Source organism: Providencia sp. PROV272 (genome assembly GCF_049901975.1).
Lineage (GTDB): Bacteria > Pseudomonadota > Gammaproteobacteria > Enterobacterales > Enterobacteriaceae > Providencia > Providencia stuartii.
On sequence record NZ_CP096291.1, the window covers coordinates 2,306,321 to 2,331,209 of the forward strand.

General features: G+C 38.7%; 20 protein-coding genes. 9 read left to right on the plus strand and 11 right to left on the minus strand.

What is annotated here, in order from left to right; translation table 11 throughout:
• Positions 1–57 precede the first annotated feature (57 nt).
• Both M1E93_RS10505 and M1E93_RS10510 read left to right on the plus strand, forming a co-directional pair.
• Entirely contained in the window at positions 58–1,302 is a 1,245-nt protein-coding gene (locus M1E93_RS10505; protein ID WP_426206875.1) for a fimbria/pilus outer membrane usher protein, read from the plus strand.
• Complete coding sequence (locus M1E93_RS10510) at positions 1,299–2,267, plus strand: fimbrial protein (protein WP_426206877.1); 969 nt, start codon at positions 1,299–1,301, stop codon at positions 2,265–2,267. Before M1E93_RS10505 ends, M1E93_RS10510 begins: the two co-directional genes overlap by 4 nt.
• Before the next feature lie 72 nt (positions 2,268–2,339).
• Here the strand turns inward: M1E93_RS10510 and hrpA are convergent, their stop codons facing one another.
• Complete coding sequence (hrpA, locus tag M1E93_RS10515) at positions 2,340–6,233, minus strand: ATP-dependent RNA helicase HrpA (protein WP_169342267.1); 3,894 nt, start codon at positions 6,231–6,233, stop codon at positions 2,340–2,342.
• Between the two features lie 217 nt (positions 6,234–6,450).
• Between hrpA and M1E93_RS10520 the strand changes: the two genes are divergently transcribed.
• Entirely contained in the window at positions 6,451–7,050 is a 600-nt protein-coding gene (locus M1E93_RS10520) for an FMN-dependent NADH-azoreductase (RefSeq protein WP_004919558.1), read from the plus strand.
• Between the two features lie 48 nt (positions 7,051–7,098).
• On the opposite strand, the gene M1E93_RS10525 is transcribed toward M1E93_RS10520, so the two are convergent.
• The 3 genes from M1E93_RS10525 to M1E93_RS10535 are packed head-to-tail and all read right to left on the minus strand — an operon-like array spanning position 7,099 to position 10,237.
• On the minus strand, positions 7,099–7,425 hold the full coding sequence (locus M1E93_RS10525) for a YdbL family protein (RefSeq protein WP_004919556.1): 327 nt from the start codon (positions 7,423–7,425) through the stop codon (positions 7,099–7,101).
• Positions 7,422–7,595 (minus strand): YnbE family lipoprotein, encoded by a 174-nt coding sequence (locus M1E93_RS10530; protein WP_004919554.1) that lies wholly within the window; start codon positions 7,593–7,595, stop codon positions 7,422–7,424. Before M1E93_RS10530 ends, M1E93_RS10525 begins: the two co-directional genes overlap by 4 nt.
• 50 nt (positions 7,596–7,645) lie before the next feature.
• The gene (locus M1E93_RS10535) at positions 7,646–10,237 is read right to left on the minus strand and encodes a YdbH family protein (RefSeq protein ID WP_104873466.1); all 2,592 of its coding nucleotides are present in this window, start codon (positions 10,235–10,237) and stop codon (positions 7,646–7,648) included.
• Positions 10,238–10,469: 232 nt separating this feature from the next.
• Between M1E93_RS10535 and M1E93_RS10540 the strand changes: the two genes are divergently transcribed.
• Together M1E93_RS10540 and M1E93_RS10545 are read left to right on the plus strand one after the other, a co-directional pair.
• Positions 10,470–11,468 (plus strand): 2-hydroxyacid dehydrogenase, encoded by a 999-nt coding sequence (locus M1E93_RS10540; RefSeq protein WP_004919549.1) that lies wholly within the window; start codon positions 10,470–10,472, stop codon positions 11,466–11,468.
• Between the two features lie 16 nt (positions 11,469–11,484).
• Positions 11,485–11,922, plus strand: coding sequence for an META domain-containing protein (locus tag M1E93_RS10545; RefSeq protein ID WP_014658307.1), 438 nt, complete (start codon positions 11,485–11,487; stop codon positions 11,920–11,922).
• Between the two features lie 101 nt (positions 11,923–12,023).
• Here M1E93_RS10545 and grxB read toward each other — a convergent pair whose 3' ends face one another.
• On the minus strand, positions 12,024–12,662 hold the full coding sequence (grxB, locus tag M1E93_RS10550; RefSeq protein WP_036940140.1) for a glutaredoxin 2: 639 nt from the start codon (positions 12,660–12,662) through the stop codon (positions 12,024–12,026).
• 1,257 nt (positions 12,663–13,919) lie between these two features.
• Between grxB and M1E93_RS10555 the strand changes: the two genes are divergently transcribed.
• Positions 13,920–14,867: an IS30 family transposase gene (locus tag M1E93_RS10555; protein WP_140035165.1), complete on the plus strand. Its 948-nt coding sequence runs from the start codon at positions 13,920–13,922 to the stop codon at positions 14,865–14,867.
• Between the two features lie 168 nt (positions 14,868–15,035).
• Positions 15,036–15,350 (plus strand): helix-turn-helix domain-containing protein, encoded by a 315-nt coding sequence (locus M1E93_RS10560; RefSeq protein ID WP_004919544.1) that lies wholly within the window; start codon positions 15,036–15,038, stop codon positions 15,348–15,350.
• Between the two features lie 139 nt (positions 15,351–15,489).
• Here M1E93_RS10560 and M1E93_RS10565 read toward each other — a convergent pair whose 3' ends face one another.
• The 6 genes from M1E93_RS10565 to M1E93_RS10590 all read right to left on the minus strand — a co-directional run bounded on the left by M1E93_RS10565 (position 15,490) and on the right by M1E93_RS10590 (position 22,757).
• On the minus strand, positions 15,490–16,107 hold the full coding sequence (locus M1E93_RS10565; protein ID WP_004919541.1) for a fimbrial protein: 618 nt from the start codon (positions 16,105–16,107) through the stop codon (positions 15,490–15,492).
• Between the two features lie 12 nt (positions 16,108–16,119).
• Positions 16,120–17,127, minus strand: coding sequence for a fimbrial protein (locus tag M1E93_RS10570; protein ID WP_426206880.1), 1,008 nt, complete (start codon positions 17,125–17,127; stop codon positions 16,120–16,122).
• On the minus strand, positions 17,118–19,607 hold the full coding sequence (locus M1E93_RS10575) for a fimbria/pilus outer membrane usher protein (protein WP_040133104.1): 2,490 nt from the start codon (positions 19,605–19,607) through the stop codon (positions 17,118–17,120). Before M1E93_RS10575 ends, M1E93_RS10570 begins: the two co-directional genes overlap by 10 nt.
• A gap of 9 nt (positions 19,608–19,616) precedes the next feature.
• Complete coding sequence (locus M1E93_RS10580) at positions 19,617–20,318, minus strand: fimbrial biogenesis chaperone (protein WP_426206883.1); 702 nt, start codon at positions 20,316–20,318, stop codon at positions 19,617–19,619.
• Positions 20,319–20,388: 70 nt separating this feature from the next.
• Positions 20,389–20,973, minus strand: coding sequence for a fimbrial protein (locus M1E93_RS10585; RefSeq protein ID WP_004919533.1), 585 nt, complete (start codon positions 20,971–20,973; stop codon positions 20,389–20,391).
• Positions 20,974–22,589: 1,616 nt separating this feature from the next.
• Positions 22,590–22,757 carry a hypothetical protein gene (locus M1E93_RS10590; protein ID WP_004919531.1) on the minus strand — a complete coding sequence of 56 codons (168 nt, stop codon included), beginning with the start codon at positions 22,755–22,757 and terminating at the stop codon, positions 22,590–22,592.
• A gap of 290 nt (positions 22,758–23,047) precedes the next feature.
• Here M1E93_RS10590 and M1E93_RS10595 point away from each other — a divergent pair, with 290 nt between their 5' ends.
• Together M1E93_RS10595 and M1E93_RS10600 are read left to right on the plus strand one after the other, a co-directional pair.
• Positions 23,048–23,995 (plus strand): FUSC family protein, encoded by a 948-nt coding sequence (locus M1E93_RS10595; RefSeq protein WP_004919529.1) that lies wholly within the window; start codon positions 23,048–23,050, stop codon positions 23,993–23,995.
• A 53-nt stretch (positions 23,996–24,048) separates the two neighbouring features.
• Positions 24,049–24,882 (plus strand): aldo/keto reductase, encoded by an 834-nt coding sequence (locus M1E93_RS10600; RefSeq protein ID WP_004919527.1) that lies wholly within the window; start codon positions 24,049–24,051, stop codon positions 24,880–24,882.
• Positions 24,883–24,889 lie beyond the last annotated feature (7 nt).

A 24,889-nucleotide genomic window follows, 5' to 3' on the forward strand; every position in this document is an offset into this window, starting at 1 on the left:
GAAGAGCAGGATAGCTTATCAGTAGCTAACCGTCCTTCCATCTAACATGACCGAGCGTTGCACTTATTATCTGAATTCGCGCAGTTTGAATATTCAAAGTTAATCACGCCCACCGCAACTGAGTTTACATTTAATGTTCAATGGACCGATAACCCTAAGTTACGGCAGTTCACTGATGTATTGGATAAAATAAACTTATCTAACACCGCCTACCCTCAACAGATCATTAAGCTACATTTATCACAAGGGTTAGGTTATTTTGGAAATATATCATTATCAGCATCGCAACAGAGGTTTAGAGAGCAAAGAGGATATCAGTGGGCCTATAATCTCAATTATTCAGGCAATATAAACGAATACCATTTTAGCCTTAACTGCCAGTCAAATTATTCTATCATTGAGCAAAAACCAGAGTATATCTTTTCTGCTTCCATAATTATTCCGGTGAACGCTTGGTTGCCTAATACGCATTTTAGTTACCAATCACAATATGCGCCAAATAACTATCAAAGCCAGCAAGCAACATTAACGGGAGCCATCCTAGAAGATAATTTTATTTCTTATACTCTACAGCATAACTCTCTAAATAACCGCTGTTGTATGAGGCCGAAAAATGAATCAGACACACGATTTTATACTCAGTATCATCATAATAAATTTATTTTAAATGCGGGTTATGGCTACAAACAAGAGCATCAATTGCACTATGGATTTCGAAGTTCAGTGGTGGCTCATCCGTATGGCATCACGCTAACACCGAGTCGTGGGGAAACTTCCGCTTTATTGGTTGTACCTGATACACAAGACGTCCGTTTGGATGCTCAACTCAATACCAATACCGATAGCAAAGGCCATGCGATTATCAATCAGCTACAACCTTATCGGCGTAATAACTTTGTTATTGATACACAGACCTTACCTGTAGATACTGAAATTGAAACGAGTTTTCAATCTATTTTACCAACGAAAGGGGCATTGGTACTGGTTCACTTCCCCGTCAAACGGGGCAAACGCTCTTTCTTTACTATTCAGCTTGCGGATGGGAAATTGGCCCCTTTTGGTGCGCTTGCCAGCCTCGTAACAGAAAAAGGAGAACTAACAAGCAATGATATTAATGTAGGGATTATTAACGATATGGGCCAAGTCTATTTAAGTGGGCTTGAGCCATCAGGCACAATAAAATTGAAATGGGGAGCAAAACAATCGCAGCAATGTGAATTTCAATACCAACTATTAGAAACAGATCTGAATCAAGGGTTTTACCATGTTCCGGTGATTTGTCAGCGCAAGGAAGCTTTATGATGACTTTAATTTCTCGTTTATGGCCTTGCTGTATATTCGTTACACATAACGCTTATGCTTCTCAATGCCAATATGTGCCAAATTTCACGCCACATCATACTGTGTTATCCCTCGGTACGGTAACTGTACCTCATCGATTAGCGGTAGGGTCGGTGATCCAAGAGGTGACCTTAAACGGTCTTAGTGACAATCCAATCATGGTAGATTGTCGCTCACCCGTTCAAGCAAAATGGGAAAATGGCCAGTTCCCATTACTATCAAATGGTTATAACTCAATTTATCAAACAAATATTGACGGCATTGGCCTTCGCTTTATCCCACAGGGAGCGGCATTTAGCCGAGATAAGTTACCTTTTGTTAATGACTCACCCAATGCTTGCCACATTACCTCTCATCGTTATAGCTATTGTGGTAATGCATTAAATGGGATCCGAGTACAATTGGTGAAAACAAAAAACATCACAGGTTCAGGGATACTTAGCTCTCATCGGCTGATTGAAGCATCAATTGGCCATTTACTTGTTCAAAGTTATCGTTTCCTAAATACAAAGATTGTTACGCCTAGCTGTGAACTGCTCGAAAAACATAAACGAGTAAAAATGAAGAAAGTCAAACAGAGCCAGTTTAGGGGGATTGGTAGCCATTCCGCCCCCGTCTCTTTTTATCTTACGCTAAATTGTAGTGGAGAAACCCCTGTGGGCATTATCCTTAGTGGGCGAGCCAGTCACAGTGCAGATCATTCTGTGATTGCACTAGATAAAAGACCTGATAGCGCCCAAGGGATTGGTTTACAACTGCGTTTTCAAGGTGAGCCAATCCCTCTAAATAAAGTCTTTAATTTGGGAACTAGCTTTGACCGCTCCCCCTATGCCATTTATTTCGAAGCTCAATATGTGCAAATCCACCCCTCTGTTAGTGCGGGGAAAGCCAATGCAACTGCGACATTACAAATTGTTTATCCATAACCGATAACGATAAAAAAACCCCATCTTTAGCATCATGATGGGGTTTTGAAGGTTATCATCTAACTCTGTGTTTTATACAAGTGACTGACTTAAATTTTCCATTGATTGAATAATCCGTTTATCCGAAATCGGATACGGCGTACCAAGCTGCTGTGCAAATAGGCTTATACGCAACTCTTCGATCATCCAACGGATCTCTTGTACTTCCGGTAATTGTTGTTGTACTGGTGTCAGTTTCGCCTTCCATTGCTGCCACATTTGTGTCACATGCTCCACTTTACTCATTTGGGCACGGTCTCTATTAGGATCAATCGCCAGTTTTTCTAATCGGCGCTCAATACCATTCAAATAACGGAACACGTCAGGAAGCCGTTTCCAACCATGTTCAGTGACAAAGCCTTTAAAGACTAAGTTAGACATCTGCCCTTTTATATCCGAAAGTGCCATTGCCATCGCAAAGTCAACGCGTCCTTTTAAGCGTTTATTGATTGCAAATACCGCAGTGAGTATTTGCTCAACTTGTTTCGCGATTTGTACAACTGCATCATTGAGTTCAGCCCGCACAAACTCTTGTAACTTGCCAAACCCATCTTCCGTCCACACAGGGCCACCATAAGTCGCAATGAGTTGATCAACACCACAGGCGATACAATCATCGATTAACTCTAAAACTTTTCCATACGGATTAAAATATAATCCCAGTTTAGATTTGTTCGGGAGTTTTTCATGTAAGTATTTAATTGGCGATGGAATATTCAGTAACAGTAACCTACGTACACCACCCCACATCGCTTGTTGTTGTTCAAATTCGGTTTCGAAAACGCGGATCCCAACACTGTTTCTTTCATCCACTAAGGCCGGATAAGCCTTAACAGAATACCCTCCTCGTTTCTGTTCGTAACGTTGAGGTAACTCACCAAAGCTCCAGATATGTAAGCCGCTTTGTTCAATGCCATCATCAACCACTTCGGAAAGGGTTTCTTGTACCTTTTCTTTGAGCCGATTTTTCAATTCATCCAGATCTTGACCTTCAGCGATGGTTTTATTTTTTTCACCCACTACGCGGAATGTCATTTTCAAATGGCTAGGTAGTTGGTCTAATTGCCAAGCATCACGTTCAACAGTCACCCCTGTCATGCGACGTAATTCACGCTCAAGCTTATCAAGTAGGCTACCATCTGGTGTCGGTACTCTTTCAAGAAATGCCGCGGCATAATTAGGTGCAGGCACAAAATTCCGACGTACAGGCTTAGGTAATGATTTAATCAACGCAATAATCAGTTCTTGACGTAACCCCGGAACTTGCCAATCAAAACCAACATTGTGTACTTGGTTTAAAATGGCTAATGGGATATGCACTGTCACCCCATCTGCCTCCGTTCCTGGCTCAAATTGATAACTTAAGCGGAATTTCAGCTCACCTTGATGCCAAAAGTTTGGATAATCTAGCAATGAAACGTGCGCCGCATCCTCTTTGATCAACATATTTTTTTCAAAGTTCAGGAGATCGGGCTGCTGTTTTGAAGCAACCTTCCACCACTTATCAAAATGGCGAGTAGAGATCACATCATTAGGGATACGCTGGTCATAAAACGCAAACAAGGTTTCATCATCAACCAAAATATCACGACGACGAGACTTGTGTTCTAAATCTTCAACTTCCGCCAATAGCTTACGATTTTCCCTGAAAAATGCGTGACGAGTAACCCAATCCCCTTCGACCAGTGCATGACGAATGAAAAGCTCGCGACACAATAAGGGGTCGATTTTCCCGTAATTCACTTGGCGCGCGGCGACGATCGGTAATCCATACAAAGTGACCTTTTCAGAGGCCATCACAGCACCTTGCGATTTAGACCAATGAGGTTCGCTGTAATGATGCTTAACAAGGTGCTCCGCTAACGGCTCTATCCATTCAGGCTCAATAGTTGCAGCCACCCGCCCCCATAATTTTGACGTTTCTACTAACTCGGCGACCATTGCCCATTTTGGGGGCTTTTTAAATAAACCTGAGCCGGGGAAGATAGTGAATCTTGCATTCCTAGCGCCTGTAAATTCTGGTTTTTCCACATCTTTTTGACCGATATGAGATAGCAGCCCAGCAAGTAATGATGTATGAATACACCGGTAATCTGCCGCTGCACTATTAATTGGAAAACCTTGCTCTTTAACAACTTGCCTCAATTGAGTATAGAGATCTTGCCACTCTCGAATGCGTAAATAGTTCAAAAAATCTTGGCGGCACATTTTTCTAAATTGCGCATTTGATAAAGCGGTTTGCTGCTCTTTTAAGTAATCCCACAGATTAAGGAATGCTAAGAAATCAGATTGTTTATCGTGGAAGCGGCGATGCTTTTCATCTGCCGCTTGTTGTTTATCTAATGGGCGCTCCCTTGGGTCTTGAATCGATAATGCCGCCACAATCACCATGGTTTCCCTGACTGCCCCTAGCTTTCTCGCTTCTATCACCATTCGAGCGAGACGTGGGTCAACCGGTAGTTGCGCCAATTGACGACCAATATCCGTCAATATATAACCGCGTTCACTCTGTTGATGCGCCTGAATAGCCCCAAGCTCTTCTAATAACTTCACGCCATCTTGAATATTACGTTTATCCGGAGCTTCGACAAATGGAAATGCGCTAATATCTCCTAAGCCAATTGAGGTCATTTGTAAAATAACAGACGCCAAATTGGTTCTTAGTATTTCAGGATCGGTAAACTCTGGGCGACTTAAAAAGTCCTCTTCAGAATATAAACGAATACAAATACCATCAGAAACACGACCACAGCGACCTTTACGCTGATTTGCTGAAGCTTGGGAGATCGGTTCAACAGGTAAGCGCTGCACTTTGGTTCTAACACTGTAACGGCTTATTCGCGCATAACCAGTATCAATGACATATTTGATGCCAGGCACGGTCAAAGACGTTTCAGCAACGTTAGTGGCTAAAATAATTCGCCGCCCACCATGTGGGTGGAATATGCGATTTTGTTCACTATTCGATAGCCTAGCAAATAGCGGTAAGATTTCGGTATGGCGCAATTGTAATTTTGACAAGGCATCTGCGGTATCGCGGATTTCTCGTTCACCGCTCATAAAGATCAAAATATCCCCTGAGCTTTCCTGCCCAAGCTCATTTACAGCATCAATGATGCCATCGATTTGATCGCGGTCGCTGTCATTATCATCCCCCATAATCGGGCTATAACGCACTTCAACGGGATAAGTTCTCCCCGACACTTCAATAATGGGTGCCTGATTAAAATGGCGAGAGAAACGTTCAGGATCGATAGTTGCTGACGTAATAATGACTTTTAGATCAGGACGTTTAGGTAATAATTGGCGCAGGTAACCTAAGATAAAATCGATATTTAGGCTACGTTCGTGAGCCTCATCGATAATGATCGTATCATATTGCAGCAGTAACCTATCATTTTGCAGTTCTGCTAACAAAATGCCATCTGTCATTAATTTGACTTGTGTACTATCACTCACTTGATCACTAAAGCGAACTTTATAACCAACAATAGTTCCGACTTCGCTTTCAAGCTCTTGAGCTAGACGGGTTGCTACCGCACGAGCGGCTAGTCGCCTTGGTTGTGTATGACCGATTAACCCTTTAACACCTCGCCCTAATTCCAGACATATTTTGGGGATCTGAGTCGTTTTACCGGACCCTGTTTCACCCGCGATGATCACCACTTGATGCTGTTTTATCGCATCATAAATAGCTTGTTTTTTCTGACTAACAGGAAGATTTTCTGGATAGACGATTTTAGGTGGATTAAGCAGCTTGTTCGAAATTTTTTGTTTCGCTGTTTCAACATCCGCTTTTATCGCATTCAGTACTGCAACTCGTGATTTTTCATCACGAATTTTAACTATTCCTTGAAGACGCTTTTTCAGTAACCGTTGGTCACGTAATGAAGTTTGTCCAATATCAGCTTCTAAGGCTGTAAGCATGGATTCCACTTTTTAAATCCTTATTATTTAACTATTTTATGCCATTTTGTTGAATATAGGCTGTCATTACCATCATGATAAAAACGCCATCAATATCACAGAATAAATGGCAACATCAATTTTTTTGATATAACTCTTCTAAAATTCTTTCTTTCATTGATGATTAAAATCTGTATTATTAATTACGATATAAATCAATGAGTTTTAAGGTAAAACGATGAAAAAAGTATTGTTGTTGAAATCAAGTATTCTGGCAGACTATTCACACAGTAACAAAATGGCAGATTACTTTATTGAACAATGGCAAGAAAAAAACCCGAGCGATAGCATAACCATCCGTGATCTTGTCAGCAACCCAATTCCAGCGATTGATGCGGAAATTTTAGCAGCTTTCGCACCAGGTGACAGTAAAACTGAACAGCAGAAAGCGCATTTAGCATTATCTAACCAATTGATCGATGAAATCAAACAACATGATGTGATTGTCATTACTGCGCCAATGTACAATTTGAATATCCCTTCCCATCTTAAAAATTACTTTGATTTTATTGCAAGAGCGGGAGAGACCTTTAAATATACTGAACAAGGCTCAGTCGGTTTATTAGAAAATAAACGTGCATTTGTGTTAACCAGCCGAGGTGGCATCTATAAAGATACGGCTTCTGACATTATTGTTCCATTTTTAAAACTGTTCTTAAACTTTATCGGTATCACCGATATCGAATTTATTTTTGCTGAGGGTACTGCATTAGGTACTGAATCGGCTGAAAAAGCACAGCAAGATGCTCGTCAATGCATCGATACGGTTATCGCTTAACCGCAATTGACCTCACAATGATGTGCGTATGAACAAATCATGCGCATATTATTTTTTCTTCAACCATTGACCATTAATACCGCGTACATACTCCCCACTCGCGGCTCTTTCAACGAGTTTCTGCCCCGCTATTTTACCCACATCCCTAGTTTTTAGATTGTTTTTCTTCGCAATTTCACTGTATTTGATTTCACGCTCACGGTTAATTTCAGTGACAAGCTCATCAACTTCCGCATTACCGTGGGTAACTACCGCTAAATAACCTGATAATGTTTCACCAACTAACCCTTGATTTTTTGCCTCATCAACGGTTAGTGCAGCAGCCGAAAAAACAAATAAACCGGATATCATCAACGCTTGGAAAATGGTCTTCATTGTGCTTCCACCTTACCAAAAAGATCACTATTTTCTTTAAGTAAGTCTTCAACTTGCTTATCAGCTTTAATGAGTATTTCGTGCTCAATTTTAACATTCATGTTGATATTAATGGGTTTATCAGGTGTCGCTACCTCAACCCGCAAACAACCTGTCAGCATCATTGCCATCAATGTAAATACACTCGTCGCGATTATTTTCACTGTTAATCCTTATTCCTTTAGATATTTTTTTCCAGCCACTCTTCTAAGTTACTGCCAAAACGTAGGCTACGCCATAATTGGAAGATATTCTCTTCATGTGTGTAATTTAAGTGGACTTCTCTTTTTTTAGATTCTTGAGGATTAAAACCTTGGATAATGGTTTTCATTGTCAACAAGCCTAAATTGGTGATATTCACATCGGTACGGCTGCGAGAAATTTCCAAGTATTGCAACCAACCTATCGCTGCTCCTGCAGACATATTATCAGCCTTAATTGACTCAACAAACTGAGTATCAAGACGCAAGGCCAACGGGCCACTATTTTCTAACCAACCATTTTTAACGATCCACTCTGGATTATTAAGGTAAAAAGGTAATTCCCCATCAACGCGACCAGAGGCCGCAAACTGAGTTACTTTGAGTATGGTAAATAATCGGCTTAATTCAATTTGATGTAGTCTGATTGTGGCTGGCTGTTTTTGTGGCCAACGGAGTAAATCAAGCTCTACCTTCCCCCCTAATAAATTAAAACCAACTTGGCTCAATTTTAATGGCATTGCATCTGTTGGCGGGTAAGTACCTGATAAATCGGCTCGAATATCGGTTAGTTCAAACAAATTATTTAATTGCTTGATACGTAATTGTACAGCCGATTTTTCACCTAACGTCCATGTGCTATTTTGTAATTTCCAAGGTAAAACGAAATCTAAGCCACTCACTTCACCATCTTTAAGCCACATTCCCGTATTTTCTACACGCCAGTGCCCTCCCGCGATAAAACCGGTTTCTGGATCAATCGAAAAAGCGGCTTGTGAAAAAAGTTTTCCTTCACGCAAGGTGATCCCTAAATCATTTGGGATCAATGTTTGGAATGCGCTCACTGATTGTTCTGGCCAACGCGCTTGCCCCCGAAAACGTTCGCCATCCCATCGACTAAAAATAACAATTGGCCCTACGTCTTTAGTACTTAAATCAGCTTTTAACTGAAAATCAGCCGGTGATTTACCTTTTAGAGCCGCATTAACAGTCGTTTTAGGCAAATAGCTTGCAGCTCCAAATTGCATTCGGTTACTGGTAAGTTGGAGTTCACCTTGGAAGTTCTCTTTAGCCGGATCACGTTGCCAAAATAAAGGTTTTGTTAAAATAAGGCGTGTTGCCGTCATCGAAAGCAAACCATATTTTATTTGGTCAAACCCAGTGTTTAACGTATTTAGGGTAATTAACGAATCTTGCCAACTACCTTGCCCTTTGATATCCCAATGCGCCGCTAAAGCCGGTAATTGTGCATTTCCCCAATAATTCCAAAACCACTTACCTTTATCAAATATAAACTTATTCGCCTGACCATCTAAATGAATGGCGAAATCCCCCCAATACTGCTCTTTCACTTTTAAAATAGCTTGGAGGCGCCCGGTGATCCCTTCCGCACTCAATGAAGTACCTGCTAAAGGTAAGCGCGCTTCTTGTAATAGTAGCGTCGGTGAAACACGCCCATAAGCTCGTAAGAGTGAGCCGGGAAGAAATGAAATTGCGGGCGAAATTAATTGACCCGATATTTTTGACGGCAAGTTGATATCTAAAACCATATCATCATATTTCAATTGCCCATTTAGCTGAAAATGAATATCTGCATCGAGTAAATTAATTTTATTAGCTGGTAAATTTAATACTAAATTCGCTTTACCTTTTTGAGCCTCGGTCATCATATTAGTACGCCCACTAATCACCATGTCACTCAGGCCCGACTGCCAATTCTCTATTTGTAACGAAATACCGCCATGTAATGGAACCTCACTCTCTTCCCACTGCCAACGCCCATCCTCAATACGGATCATGTTGGCTGACACTTGCCAAGGCAAATGAAAAATTTCTTGACCACTTTGCTTATCAAATAAAGACAATGTGCCTTGATCATCCAGCCACCGCAATTTCGCATACAGGGATTTGCTTGGCTGAGTTAATAAAAATTCAGCAAAGAGTATGCCTGATGTCGGAAGTGATTCTGTCGTCAGTGGTAAGCTTAACTCGCCATCGAGTTCAAGGCGCTGCTCTTGTTCTGGTAATTGAACGGAAAAATGTTCAATATTGAGTTGATGGTTAGCAGTGATATTGGTTGAAAAAGATAATTTATCACCACGATAATCTAAAGCTAATGGCGTCCCTTCATTTCGATACAGCCAAATACTGCCTTGATACTCTTCCCAAGGCGATACCTTGGCATTTTCAATGACCAATGAAAATGAAGGTAAGTTATCAATCAATTCAATCACCGATAGTGGTGTACTTTCGCTATCTTTTTCATCTGAAGACAACTGACTTAAACATTGATTATCTTCAGTTAACTCATTAATTGCTAAATGTAATGGAAAAAGCGAAAAACGGCTCTTTTTAGCATCAAACCACAAGCAGTCGCCTGCCTTCAATTGTATGCTATCAACAATTAATTGATCATGACGATATACAGGCTGGCTAAATGACAGCGTCACGTTTTCGGGTAAATAAGATTTTGCAACAATAGGAAGCCAACGGGTTACTGTGGCCCATAAAATAGATAAGAGCACAACGCATCCTACAACGCTTAAGAGTAATATTTTAAGTGCCCTTTTCATCAAACAGCTTCCTTGTTTTATCTATATCGATTGTGAATATTGGTGCTAATCAAGATCGTTATATCTTTAAACGACTACAATCACCAATTAAAGCGCAATAAAGGCGCGCTTTCAGTATTTTTTTGATGATTTACTGTAATAATTATCTTATTCTGACCTTAATGCTTGGTAGCCACTTTTTTAGCTACCCCTTATTTTGGGTTCCTAACGAATAGTACACGGAGTTTCTTAGATGAAAATCGTTTCTTACAGTACTAAACAGTATGATCGTAAACATATGGATCAAGTCAATCAAGGATCCGAGTTTGATTTTAATATCGAATACTTTGATTTTCCATTAACAGTACAAACAGCAAAAAATGCTGTCGGCGCTGATGCCGTATGTATCTTTGTTAATGATGATGCTAGCCGTGAAGTATTAGAAGAGCTTGCGGCGCTTAATATCCGCATTTTAGCATTACGTTGCGCAGGTTTTAATAATGTTGATTTAGTCGCAGCACAAGAGCTTGGGATCCAAGTTGTGCGTGTGCCCGCCTATTCACCTGAAGCAGTTGCCGAACATGCCGTGGGGATGATGTTATGCCTTAATCGTCGTATCCACCGAGCCTATCAACGTACCCGAGATGCTAATTTTTCTTTAGAAGGGTTAACGGGCTTTAATATGCATAACCGCACTGTCGGTATTATCGGCACGGGTAAAATTGGCCAAGCCGCGCTGAGGATCTTAAAAGGGTTTGGTATGCGTTTACTCGCCCATGACCCTTACCCAAATCAAGTGGTCCTCGATTTAGGTGCAGAATATGTGGATTTAGATACTTTATACAAAAATTCTGACATTATCTCTTTACACTGCCCTCTCACGCCCGAAAATCACCATTTATTAGATGAAAACGCATTTAATAAAATGAAAAATGGCGTAATGATCATCAATACAAGCCGTGGCGCTCTCATCGATTCTGTTGCAGCCATTAGTGCACTTAAAGCACAGAAAATTGGCTCTCTTGGTATGGATGTTTATGAAAATGAACGCGAATTGTTCTTTGAAGACAAATCGAATGACGTTATCCAAGATGATATTTTCCGTCGCCTTTCATCATGCCATAATGTGCTATTTACGGGTCACCAGGCTTTCTTAACGGAAGAAGCATTAACCAGTATCAGCGAAACAACTTTAGGGAACATCCGCCAACTTAATAATGGCGAAGATTGTCCTAACATTGTCAAAGCCTAATAGAGGCAAAATGATAATGAAACGGATAATCCCTTTAACACTATTGGGTTTTTTATTAGCAGCCTGCCAAACCCAAAATGTGAGTGCTGATAACAGCGATAATGTGACTGAGCAACAGTTAATCCATCATAATTTTGTACTAACAGAGGTTGATGGGCACCCCATCGTTGGTAAAGTCGGCGTTCCTAGTTTGTCCTTTGGCGAAAAAATGTTTGTCTCTGCCACTATGTGCAATGATTTTCATGGAATGGGTCGGATCAATAATGCAACGCTTGTTGTTAAGCATCTATCCAAAACAGAATTAGAGTGCGTTGATGAAGACTTATCAAAATGGGATCCATTAATTAAACGTATGCTAACCGAAGGTGCTGATATATCCTATAATGATAAAAAGCTTACTTTGTCACAAGGTAGATATAAACTGGTTTATGTTTTGAAAGATTACGTTAATTAATTTTTCTTTATTTTCAAGTGACGACTAATTAAAAATCCCATTATTTGTCATGAATAATGGGATTTTTGCTTGATAATAACACGGTTTCAAAATAGCTAGCTTTACCTTGCTTGTGAAAACAGCAGGGTTACCCCCGTTATTTGAGCGATATTTTTCATATAATTCAGTATAGTGGTGCTAAACGGTAAGTCATTCACTATTGATAAACTGCGCAATAAAGGGAAGATAATAATATCATCCATAATATTGTTGCTATTACGCGTTTCTAACCATGCATCTAAAGCATCCATATGTGGTTCAAGCTCCACAATTAATGTATGCGTTTCTTTTAATAACGTATTCAGATCACCAAAAGCACGCTCTTCCCTTTCAATATAAGCGGCTCTCGCCTCTGGGGTCCTTAGCTCAGGAAAATCGGCTTGTGTAAAACGTGGAACAACCAATTTATATACTGTAGTTGAAACGGTGTTATACCATTTATCAATCTCTGGAGAAACAGCATGTTGAGCGATTGCTGGCTCTACTAGCTGATCGACATAATGAACTATATCTAGACTCTCTGGTAAATAGTCACCATCATCTTTTTGCAAAATAGGCAACATTTTGCGGCCAATCATTTTGGTTGGCGTCGCTTTATCATCTTCCATCAAAAATATCTGCTCTACAGCGATTTTTTTAAATCCGAATATCATTCTTGCTCTAACACAAAACGGACAATGATCATAAAGATAGAGTTTCATTATAAGATCCTCTTCATTTAAGTGGTGACAATCATATTGATTATTATGTTAGTATAGCGAAAGGCATGAATGTAACAAAATTGTAAAATTTATTAACTTTAAGTAACCCACCACTAAATCTGTTCTAACCGATGAGTTATGCAAGATATTTATCAGCGAACCTCTTCATTTCGCCCTTTTGTGAACATTCAATTTTGTTACAATTTGCAGTAATTCAGGCCAATATCACCGACTTCTACCACTGTATTATACCATATATACAGCATAAAAAACTGGTCTAATCAGATCAATTAGTCTATAACTTCAAAAAACACCTGAACAATGGCGTTAGTTGTTAGTATGCGCTACCAGAAATGTATGTTTACACATTACATCATTTTTAATATTTAAGTTCAGTTATACTAAAACTATAAACACATATTTACCAATAGAGTTTTATCAATTAATTATGGCGAAACTGCTTTCTGTTAGCTTTTTTACATTAATAGTTATTTTTACTATGTCATTAGGGATCTATGATGAGCTTATCTATATCTTGCATTTTTTTGTTATTAAAATGTAATTTATATTACTCTCCTTCTGATTAGAATAAAGAAATAAGTAATTGATTATAAATAGATTTAATAATTACAATCCTTTCTAGCACTCCCCTCTCAAGACCGTAATTACAGTTAATTGATTAATTTCATTATATACTTATTGACTTTTTTCATTCTACTTTATTATTATTTTAATAATGTATTATAAGCATACGTATATTTACCACGTGAATTTTTATTCAATAATCCTCCGTAAAACAGCAATAAACATTAAATTTCCTTAATATTAATTAATGTTAATATTTTTATATACCAATGAAACCCTCAATAAAAATACTTACCGTGAAAATTAATAGCTTTTTAGATACATATCACTAACATCTAAGGTTATATATTAGAGAACGACATATCCATAATCGAGTATCGATAAAAGAAAAAATGAATAAGGTTTATTTAAATATAATCAAGCCTTAAAATAATCAAATACAAAAACTAAAAAACAAAAAGTAAAACAATTAATTTATATCAAATGTTTATATAGTAATATTTCTGTTATAATTATTATTCTCATTTTAATTAACACATGAGAACACTTACTAATATAAATTGTAAGGCGCGAATTCAGATAATAAGTGCAACGCTCGGTCATGTTAGATGGAAGGACGGTTAGCTACTGATAAGCTATCCTGCTCTTCCGACCAAAGATGAGCGAGTAAGTATGAAGTATCAGCAACTAACCGAAGGACAACGATACCAGATATCGATACTGCGTGAGGATAATTTATCCTGCCATGAGATAGGTATCCGTATCGGTGTAAGCAAGTCCACGGTCTCCCGTGAACTGAGGCGTAACACTTCAGATACTGGTTATAACCCACAACAGGCACACCAGAAGTGCTGTGATAGGCGGCTGTCATCTGCCAAAAGGACAATTCCTCAGCAGACCATAGATTTCGTGATATTTGCTCTGGAGTGGAAGTGGAGTCCTGAGCAAATAAGTGCAATTGGCAGCATTATTGGTCTTAGCGTCAGCCATGAATGGATTTACCAGTATATCTATGCGGATAAGCGTAGCGGTGGCGAGTTGTACAGGCATCTTAGGCAGGGCAAACGGCGATATCGTAAGGGCTACGGGCAGAAACGAGGGCGCATCCCTGATGCGGTATCCATTGAGCTACGGCCGTCAGTCGTCGATGACCGTAGCCGTCTGGGGGACTGGGAGGCCGATTTGGTGCAGGGTAAACAGGGCACTGGTGCTATCGTGACACTGGCAGAACGCAAAAGCCGTATTTACCTGACAAAAAAGGTGTTTTCAAAGGATGCGGTGGAAGTCAGTAAGGCCATTATCTCACTGCTGAGTGAGTATCAGGATGTATGTCACACAATAACGTTCGATAACGGTCTAGAGTTTAGTGAGCACAAGGCGATAGCAGAAGCACTGAACGCAGATACGTACTTTGCCCATCCGTATGCCTCGCATGAGCGTGGGCTGAACGAGAATACGAATGGGTTGTTAAGACAGTTTATCCCGAAAGGAACAGACCTGCGGACAGTGACAGAAGAAGACTTACAACGCTATCAGGGAGCGTTGAACAGCAGGCCACGCAAGTGTCTGGGGTTCAGACAACCTTCGGTGGTGTTTGCGGAGCTAAGAAAGGCGGCTTAGCGTTGCACTTCGGACTTGAATCCGCCAGGTCTTTTCAATATATGGCTTAGCTAAATTAAATAACCGATATATTGAAATTAATTGTTTTTTTAAGATTTTATATATTGTATAATTTTATAATGCATTAGCATTATACTCTACAATCCCTTTATCAATCGAGGGTGTCACATGGACATTCATTATTTTATTGGAATTAAGATAAAAACACGGCGAAAAGAATTAGGCCTTTCGGGGGCTGATTTAGCCAAAAAATTAAATATCAGCCAACAGCAAGTCTCTCGCTATGAGAATGGAATCAATAAAATACCTCTAAATCACTTAGTTAGCATAGCGATTGCGTTGAAATGCCCTATAGACTGGTTCTTTCAAGGATGTATTACTGAAGAGGATTACTCTATGCAAGATGAAACAATTAATATTAAGAGTCAAGAGCTAAAATATACAGCAGAGAGTGTTATTATTCACTCTAAAAACTCGCTCTAATATTTCAATCTATATTATTACATTTATGATACATCTGTAATTAGACAATTATATTTCAAACCTAATCACCTAAACAAAAAAAATAACATAGCGATTAAATCGCTATGTTATTTTTATTTAACCTATATGTTTTTATATGTTAATTATACTGGATTTCATATGTCGCATAACTTGCCATCAACCCAGTTGTCACATCACTCGCCTTCTCTGCTGTGTAACCAATATAATATTGGAAAATTGCATCCTTATTATCCGATATTTTCGGCGTGACTTTAAGTTGCTGAGGATCTGCTGGAATAATTTTATTATCAGCATCTAGAATCGTGTTATTATTGATGGATAATGCAAAGTTAATATTTTTTGCACCATCAACTAACATATTTTTCAGAAGCCCCGCAGTTTCAAAGTTTGTTTTCGGCACCAAGTAACCATCCGCCCAAGTTACACTGATTTTATTGAGATCGGCATCAACAACTTCACCATTATGCTCAACAGATTGACATTGTGATAACTTGATAGTAAACATTTTTGATTTTAAATAGGCACCACCTTCACTATTATGAATTTCCATAAGTGAAATTGGAGCAAGATAGATATTCGCATCACTTCCTTGGTCATTCACGGAAACTACACACGAAACATCAACAACTTTACCCGCAAAAGATACCTTGCCTTCATCATAGTTAGTTTCAAAAGTTGGTAATGCATTTGCATAACCTACCGCTGAAAAAAGCATCAGTATTATCCAGTTTTTCATTGGGCTCCCCTATTAATCATAGGTTATGTTGAATTGCATCACAGCCTGCACATCACCAGCAGTCACTTTGTCTCCATACTGGTAATAGCGAGCAATATAGTTCGTATTAATATATTTATCGAGTGCAGTTGTTAACTCCCCAACCTTATAACTCTTACCCCAAGTTAATTTTACTCCCTTGTCGGTAAGAACTTGCACACCAATACCTTGTGCCGGGGACGATTTTGCAGTGTTATCCAGAACCCCATCTTGAGGGTTGGTATTCGGTGCATTTCTTCCATAGAAACTCATGTTTACAGAAACCGAATCGGGAGAAATACTCACTCCACCATTACACATTAAATTAATAGGGAACTTTTTCTCACCCGCAGTAGTTCCTCGACCTTTAAAATCGGTGCGCTTAACCGTATCTAGATGAACATCTTGGTTTTTACCTGTCATAATTTTACAAGATGGCAATACAATGGTAATGGCATCAGCCGATAAATAAGTAATAATCGCTGGTTCAACTGAATTAGGTTTGTAACCATAACGAGTATACTCACCTTGGGTAATTCGCCCTGAGCCTGTATTTTCTGCTGTCTTAATGATTTGTAACTTAAATGTTGAGCCAGCTAAATACACATTGATCTTTTGTCTATTACTCCCACTAACTTTAAACGTATCTGGGTAGGTCATTGCTACAGCCCCCATACGTTGGAAACGCAATCCTATCCCTGGGATATTCGTGTTATAGACTTTATTTGGCCCCTCAGTCAGCCCCTTTGCTGTTATAATGGCATCTAAAACAGTGCCACCATAACACTGTGCCCAATAACTGTCAGTTTCCTTCATCGGCCATGTTTTTTCTTGTATCACACTACCTACAGGAAGATCTGGGGAGACAACCACTCGGCCAAATTGCATGTCGATATTCTCGGCTGGAACCCAACTATTTCGGGTGCATGTAGCATACGCGGGGATACTCGATAGCACTGCTGCCAGTGCTATTCCATTACGTAAAATTGTGTTTATCGACATACACTATCCTTACTGGTTCCTGCTTCCAGAGAAAATACACATTGCCCATTATCCCATTTCACAATAGCTTCTTTGGCATCTTCGTTACTAATAAATACCGTGCCACCTTGTCCGACAACACCAATTGACTCACCTTCAGCGTTAGTCACTTCCGCGCCAAATGGCATTGGCTTTTTATCGAGACGCACAACGTTAAAAGTCCGATTACGTTCAACTTTAGTGCCAAATTTCACCTTAACAATACTGCCTTCATAAGGAACGACTTGGCTTGATGTGTTTTCGAACACGATATCTTCAGCACTGCCTTTAGGGTCAATTTCAATATTATTAATACGATAAGGTCGTACATATGGTGCTAGTGCATAACCACCTCGATTGACGCGTACACCTGGAGCACTGATAATTGAAGCGCCTTCTGCACCTTCGGCTTCAATCAACGCCATTGTCGTTGCAGTATTTGGTGTGAGTACAACGCCCCCTGAATGCACAACAACAGAGCCATTCGCACCAACGCCAAATTGGCGATAACCTTGCCCTTGACTATAATTAGCATTGGTATTGACATAAGGAGTACGATAACCCGTATTTACTGCAACACTGTGTTCACCACCTCTAGCCGTTGAGGTATTTAGCCCATAAGTCCAGTTATTCTCATCATCTAGTGCCCCATTAACACCGAGCTGAGTTGAGCCAAATTTCTCATTATTAAATACGGTGTTTGAGGTTAATGTGGTACTTCTGCTGTCACCAAAATAGAGTGGAATATTTAGGTTTAGGCTAATACGGTCGTCTTTCTTTCCATGTGAGTTATTATTATCCGAGTAGACTCGCATAAAATTAATGGAATAAGAGAGGCGCTGATATTGGTTGTTATAACTAAACTGATACTGTTTCTCAGTGCCAGAACGTTCCCAATAACTTGATATACGACCTGTAAAATACAGCCCACCAAATCCATCCGGTAAGTTTTGGTTTACTGTATAGCTAAAACCATTTTTTTCACGCCAACGGTTATTTGAAAGACCACGTTTATCATAATCGATCGCATACAGCGCATCGTTAACATTAAAATAGTCTTTCGTTGAATAACGATACGCAGCCAATGAAATATTGGTATCAGTTTGCGATATCAGTCGGTTAAAAGTGATACGATAACTTTGGCCATTATCGGTTCGATGTTTTAACGCAGTTCGAGATTGCGTCACGTCCAGTGCTAACGCACCAATCCCCGTATTAATACCAGTACCAACTAAATAAGCTTGGTAGTCATCAAATGCCGTAACACCACCATAAAGTGAAAACGTATTATTTAAGCCGTGTTGGATCGTACCTTGCATAATATAAGGGCGATGATGCAAACCATCGGTATCAGACTTACCAGCAGCGACTTGATAACGTGTAAAGCCCGGACGTAACAGTTGTGCTAACGATGAATATGGCACACTGAAAGTACTTTCACTGCCATCTGCTTCCTTAACGGTGACGTTTAGGTCATTACCGTAACCGGATGGATAGACATCATTTAAAATAAACGGCCCTGGTGGTACTGAAGTTTGATATATGATCGAGCCATTTTGGCGTACAGTGACTAATGCGTTACTTTGGGCAACACCACGAATTTCAGGTGCATATGATGTCATTCCATCAGGATACATGCTGTCATCTGTCGCAATTTTTGCACCACGCAAGCTAATACTGTCAAACAGATCGCCATCAGTATAAAACTGACCTGCGGTCATTTTTGACTTCATACTTGCAATAGGTCGTTGTAAATAAGTTTGGTTGCTGTTCCAACTGGTGCTTCCTGAACGTTGCCAACTTAAGTTACCGATATGTTTTAACAACCAGCCATCGAATGATAACCCTGCATTTAATCCTAAATACGCACTGGCATCATTCTGCCCCTGAGCTCCGCTCGTATGATTATCATAATAGTTAGCCATATAGGCTACATTAAGTGCTGGTATTCCTTTTTCCCAGAATTGTGGCGCAACATACCCGCGTGATAAACGTTGTTCATAAATTTGGGGTACTGAAATATCTAGACGTAAATTAGATGAGTGAAATTTATCATTCACTTCACTCAAATTATTCCACTCTTTAAGAGGTAAGCAGGTGGATTCTTGTGAATTTAGTTGTGGGTTTAATTTTTCTGCATCAACACCAAAATTGCTCAACATAGCTGGCGTATAGCACACACCTAAATTCCCATCTTTTTGTTGAACAATATTTAAATCATAGCGTCCTTTCCAATTATCATTGGTATACACATCAACAGAATATTTACCTTCACTAATTGGAGCAGTATTGAAGCGTTCTAAATCAACATTATCTTTGCTGCCTACTATGAATCCACTGTTAAACTCGTAGGTTGTGCCTTCCGCCCCCCACGCGTAAAATGTTGGCATCATACATACAGTGACAAAGCAGGTCACAGAGAGTGTATTACTATATTTATTTATTAACTCTCGCTGTTTCATTTTTCTGTCCTATTTAACAGTTGTTTTAACTGCTATGTCCGCCCCATAATCATTGATATTGTTCAAAATAATGTTTTCACCTGCTTTAATTGTTTTTTTCAATACCACTGAGCTCTGGCTTTTTGGTGCCACCATAACCGCTTTATCAGTTAACCCATTTTTTCCATCTGTAGAAATTTTTGTAATGGTAATAAAAAATGGTGTTGGGTTATTTATAGTCAGATTATTTCCATTAGCACTCACAATTAGTTTTTCAGGTGCTAATTCACGGCTACCTAAACCTACAGGACGATAAATAAATTTAAAACGAGAACGAATTGCCAGTTGTAAAAAGTTTTGATCTTCTTTTCCTGCAGTTCGGACTGTCGGTGGAATATCTAAAATATTCAGCCACCATAAACTTTCCTTATCTTGTGGTAGTCCATTTTTATCCATTAATTTAATACGGAGAGTTTGACCACCCTTAGCATCAATACGAGATATTGGAGGCGTAATTTGAAATGGTGTTTTTATTGTATCTGGTGTTTCAGATGCATCACCGGTATCTAACCATGCTTGTGCGACAGCTGGTCTATCCGCGGTATTATTTAACTGCACTGTAATTTCTTTTTCATTTCCAGGATAAATAAATCGTGTGCCGTTAACAATAATGTTGTTCGCTAATGAAGATGCACTGAAAACGAAGCAGAAGAATAAAACAATTGCTTTCATTTGAACCTCTAAATAAAAGCGGCAGTTAACCTACCGCTTAGATAAATATTACTTTTAAATTAATTTAATATTATTCGTAAGTAATTTCGTAAGTTGCATAGCTTTCTACGATACCGCTGCTAACAGTATCTGGCGTAGAAGTTGCGTAACCTACGTAATAAGTGAAACGTGAACCGTCAGCAATATCAACTGTTTTTGCTTTAGGTTGAGTAGCACTAGTTGGGTTGATTTTGGTTTTTAAATCAGGATCAGCATTAGTTGCTAATACTAATTGAATATTTTCAGCACCCGTTGAATCAGTGTTAGCTAAATAACCTTCGTTTGCACCAGAAGCACCTACTAATACGTTACCACCAGTCCAGTTAACATTTAATGTAGTGTCATCAGCTGTACCTTGACAATTAGTCACGTCAATAACAAATGATTTTGGTTTCAGGTAAGTATTTGCACCTGCATCTTTAACTTCTTTTACTGAAACAGGAGCCAAATAAACTTTAGCGTCACTACCTTGGCCGTCAACAGAAATAGTACAAGAAACATCTGTCACTTTACCGTAAAAATTAACTTGGCCACCACCAGCGTTTTCAGTTGCAGCGTAAGCAGAAGATGCACCAATAATTGCAGTAGCAATTGCAGTCAGTAATACTTTTTTCATTGTCATTTCCTAATATGAGGGTTTTTATTATTACACTAAACAGAACTTATTAAGCACCTAGTCTTTTAATAAATAATTAGCGTAGGGTGTTGACCATATGTTTAATATGGTTCGCGAATTCAGATAATAAGTGCAACGCTCGGTCATTAGCGTTGCACTTCGGACTTGAATCCGCCGTTACACATTTATTTCCGTGTATTTAAGCTACTGCTAATAATTTAATTAAAAATATAGTTCTATCTTAATCAGTCCATTTTTAGAATTAATAATCATAACGTGGTCTATATGATTTCGGAGAGAGGATACATAAAAACTTAAATTACATTAAATCGTTTTTATCATGAGATACAATAAAATTTAATAGTCTTAGCCTATCAAACAACTGCTATTGATCGAAAAACCTTATTGAATATACACGATGTATTACTCGTTTTACGCTAATTTATCAAATTGATTGTTTGTTTTTTATTTTTATGTTTTTAACAAATTCTAAAAAATGATCTTATAGTGATATTTTATAAAAGAGATAAATGCAAAAACTATTCTAAATAAGATTATCCTTATTGTGACTACTTATTCTAAATTTATATACTCAAAATAAATATTAGTCTAAATATGATATTTGGGTTTTAAATAATATAAATTAATTTTATGTTTATTCATTGATGGAATTAATTCTCATTTGAGAATATATTTATGATATAACGGTAATGCATCATAATTGGATTATTTACTCATGTAAGGAGTAAAACAATGTGATTATATGGATAAAGGTGTATTTTTAGATTAAAAGCAAAACTTAAGCGATAAATCAGAAAGTAATAGGCTTTATTTTGATCTAGTAAGTAGAATAATTACTTGTGATTTGACTATATTTCAAAAGTTCTTTTTATTTCGCTATTTTATTCCTTGCCTAGCACCCAAAATGCGCTAATGAAGAAATAACAAAGGTTACTTATTGTTAGTAAATGTTATCAATTAATTTGATGTATGCACATTTTTTCTTCATATTTTTTGATCTATTCAAATTTTTTTAAATGTGTAACCATTTGATAACTAATGTTAAAAAATAATTTACCCTCCCCTCTATTGAGACTTAACTCAGATATCAAAACCATCCTTAAGAATAGTCCTAAAACTCACCTGAAGAGTATAAATAGCTTTTTATTTCACCAGCGCTGAACAAAAAAGATGCTCAGTTAAGGTTAGTTAGATCACTTTGCGCAATAATCTATCTAAAGATAACAAGATTAATGGAACGAATAAGCCTGTTTAATGCAACTTATTTAGACCATAACATAAAGCACACATCGTATATTGAATATCTGTTATCGTAAGAAGTGAGAGTTAGATCTCTTTCAACTACACACACCGATCAAACTTTAATCGACATTGTTGTTAAGTTACTACTTTCATATTGTTAGCGACCAATCAATTAAAACTACCGTTAACCTCTTTAACAGCACCTTACAAAATTGCTGACTTAAACTGCTACATTCCATTAATGTGAATGCAATTAACCTACTATTAGCCATAAAGTTAATTGCATTCAACGGCTTTATTGACTGAGATATACCATGCAAGCCCATTTTGTAGAGAATAAAATCATTACTCCGCTAGGCGGGTTTACCTTCAATATTCTTATTGTCTGGGTTATCGGGGGCTGCAAATGCGAGCTCTTTTAACCAGTCTGAGAGAATGGGCTTAGTTTTCTTAGCGTCAAGCTCTGCTCTTTCTTGCTTAGTGAGTCTAATAACCACAACTTCTGTTTTCATTTGATGCATTTTGGTCTCCTCCCTTTAGAGGCTTTACCATGCCATACTCAAGAAAAAGATAGGTCTTAATTACTTAATTTTACAAAAATAGAAGATAGCAATACAAACGACTACCAGAGTGGCATATTGATGTTGCTATACGCTGGTTATGTCATTTTCCGAGTGATAGGTTGGCGGGGCAATCAATGATGCTCAAATAGAGATGATGGAAAATTATAATAATTCTCAGTAAGTTATTCGTTGAGTTATCAACTTATACACTGTATGAATATGATTAATTTATAAGGTGAGATCGTCTAATGCCAATTTCTTTGCCCCAAACCCGAAGTGCCTTTTTACTTTCTCTATGGGTTATCGCTCCATGGTTTATTGCTATCCTCTATAAGCAACCCATGTTAGGGACTTTGATCTCTTTTGGTGCATATTTATTAGTTGTATCATTTCCTAAACTCCCCACGAAAAAACCTATTTATGTTTTACTGCAAGGAGCCTGCATTTTATCTGCTCTTGCGGTAATCGGTGTTAATGTCACCCTTGGTAGCCTTTTATTCTTTATTTGCTCTGGACTTGGCGCTTTTTTTCAAGGCTATGCCGAATTGCGGTCAACCTATCTACGTTTACCAATCGCCCTTGGCGTTTTAGCTTATTTCCTATCAATTGGTCAGGTCCCCGCTCAGGGTAGCTTATTTTATGGCATCGCATTTACACTCGGTACATTTTGGGGCGTCATTATTGCTTATATTCTGTTGCCCCGTCATGACCTTCCCGCACCAACAACTCAAATTGATATGCGCACTCCCGCAGTACAGCGCTTCTCTGTGGCAATAGTTCTCGTTGCGCTCATCGGGAGTGCTCTTGCAACCCTGCTCCCTAGCTCTCATCCCTGTTGGTTACCTGCTGCTGGTTTAAGAGTGATGAAATCTGAACGGACAGCAACTTGGCAAAGGCTAAAACAACGTGGTGCAGGCACTCTGCTCGGTGCTGCTGTAGGGGGGCTTTTACTTGGTTTATCAAATAACCCACTCTTACACGTTTCCTTAGTGGGCCTATTGTTATTCGCCATGTTAATGATCGGTGCGAAACGTTATGGCTATTGGACATTTTGTTTAACCGCTATCGCATTAACATTTAACTTAACGGCCACTGCTGGGCCTATTGTATTAGCGATTGACCGAGTGTTACTGACGGTTTGCGCTTTGGTCATTGCCATCATGATGTTATTGCTACTGCCCAAATCGACAAAATAAGTTCTTACGCGGTGATATATTGGGTACAGTTTTGACATCTATCAGGAGACACTATGATCCCATCATATGAATTACTCGATGGATTCCAAATCCCTCAAATTGGTTTTGGAACATATTCATTAAAAGGTTTACATGGGGTTCGGGTTATTGAAAGTGCGCTATCACATGGCTATCGTTTATTAGATACTGCATTTAATTATGAGAATGAAGGTATTGTCGGCAAAGCCATTAAAAATAGCTCGGTTCCTAGAGATCAAATAACCGTCACATCGAAATTACCTGGCCGACACCAACAATACAATAATGCCATGCACACTATCCAAGAATCAGTGGCTCGATTAGGTTTAGATTATGTTGACCTTTATTTGATCCACTGGCCAAATCCGAAAAGAGGAACATTTGTTGAGGCTTGGCAAGCATTAATCGATTCACAACGTTCAGGTTTAATCAGAAGTATTGGGGTGTGTAATTTTCTCCCTGAACACCTAGAAACATTAGAAAAAGAGACGGGCATACTTCCCGTGGTCAATCAAATTGAACTGCATCCTAATTTTAATCAAGCCAAACAGCGTCAATATGACCAATCTAAAGGGATCATTACGCAATCATGGAGCCCATTAGGTCGTGCCGGTGATGTGTTATCTAATCCAACCTTACTCAATTTAGCGAGTCGCTATAATAAATCGGTATCGCAAATTATCATACGTTGGCATTTACAGTTAGGTGCATTACCAATACCGAAATCGGCGCATTCGTCACGCCAAATTGAAAATATTGATGTTTATGATTTCGAATTATCGCCGGAAGATATGCAAGCAATAAATAACTTATCTTCTGCTAATGGTCGATTACGCAATCAAGATCCTGCTGTTTATGAAGAATTTTAATACGTCA

Excerpts from the sequence above, each read along its gene's own strand:
- M1E93_RS10555 (WP_140035165.1), top strand. The coding sequence starts at position 13,920 with ATGAAGTATCAGCAACTAACCGAAGGACAACGATACCAGATATCGATA.
- M1E93_RS10540 (WP_004919549.1), top strand. The coding sequence starts at position 10,470 with ATGAAAATCGTTTCTTACAGTACTAAACAGTATGATCGTAAACATATG.
- M1E93_RS10510 (WP_426206877.1), top strand. The coding sequence starts at position 1,299 with ATGATGACTTTAATTTCTCGTTTATGGCCTTGCTGTATATTCGTTACA.
- M1E93_RS10525 (WP_004919556.1), bottom strand. The coding sequence starts at position 7,425 with ATGAAGACCATTTTCCAAGCGTTGATGATATCCGGTTTATTTGTTTTT.
- M1E93_RS10600 (WP_004919527.1), top strand. The coding sequence starts at position 24,049 with ATGATCCCATCATATGAATTACTCGATGGATTCCAAATCCCTCAAATT.
- M1E93_RS10585 (WP_004919533.1), bottom strand. The coding sequence starts at position 20,973 with ATGAAAAAAGTATTACTGACTGCAATTGCTACTGCAATTATTGGTGCA.
- grxB (WP_036940140.1), bottom strand. The coding sequence starts at position 12,662 with ATGAAACTCTATCTTTATGATCATTGTCCGTTTTGTGTTAGAGCAAGA.
- M1E93_RS10595 (WP_004919529.1), top strand. The coding sequence starts at position 23,048 with ATGCCAATTTCTTTGCCCCAAACCCGAAGTGCCTTTTTACTTTCTCTA.
- M1E93_RS10530 (WP_004919554.1), bottom strand. The coding sequence starts at position 7,595 with ATGGCAATGATGCTGACAGGTTGTTTGCGGGTTGAGGTAGCGACACCT.
- M1E93_RS10565 (WP_004919541.1), bottom strand. The coding sequence starts at position 16,107 with ATGAAAAACTGGATAATACTGATGCTTTTTTCAGCGGTAGGTTATGCA.
- M1E93_RS10520 (WP_004919558.1), top strand. The coding sequence starts at position 6,451 with ATGAAAAAAGTATTGTTGTTGAAATCAAGTATTCTGGCAGACTATTCA.
- M1E93_RS10545 (WP_014658307.1), top strand. The coding sequence starts at position 11,485 with ATGAAACGGATAATCCCTTTAACACTATTGGGTTTTTTATTAGCAGCC.
- M1E93_RS10590 (WP_004919531.1), bottom strand. The coding sequence starts at position 22,757 with ATGCATCAAATGAAAACAGAAGTTGTGGTTATTAGACTCACTAAGCAA.
- hrpA (WP_169342267.1), bottom strand. The coding sequence starts at position 6,233 with ATGCTTACAGCCTTAGAAGCTGATATTGGACAAACTTCATTACGTGAC.
- M1E93_RS10580 (WP_426206883.1), bottom strand. The coding sequence starts at position 20,318 with ATGAAAGCAATTGTTTTATTCTTCTGCTTCGTTTTCAGTGCATCTTCA.
- M1E93_RS10560 (WP_004919544.1), top strand. The coding sequence starts at position 15,036 with ATGGACATTCATTATTTTATTGGAATTAAGATAAAAACACGGCGAAAA.
- M1E93_RS10570 (WP_426206880.1), bottom strand. The coding sequence starts at position 17,127 with ATGTCGATAAACACAATTTTACGTAATGGAATAGCACTGGCAGCAGTG.
- M1E93_RS10535 (WP_104873466.1), bottom strand. The coding sequence starts at position 10,237 with ATGAAAAGGGCACTTAAAATATTACTCTTAAGCGTTGTAGGATGCGTT.
- M1E93_RS10575 (WP_040133104.1), bottom strand. The coding sequence starts at position 19,607 with ATGAAACAGCGAGAGTTAATAAATAAATATAGTAATACACTCTCTGTG.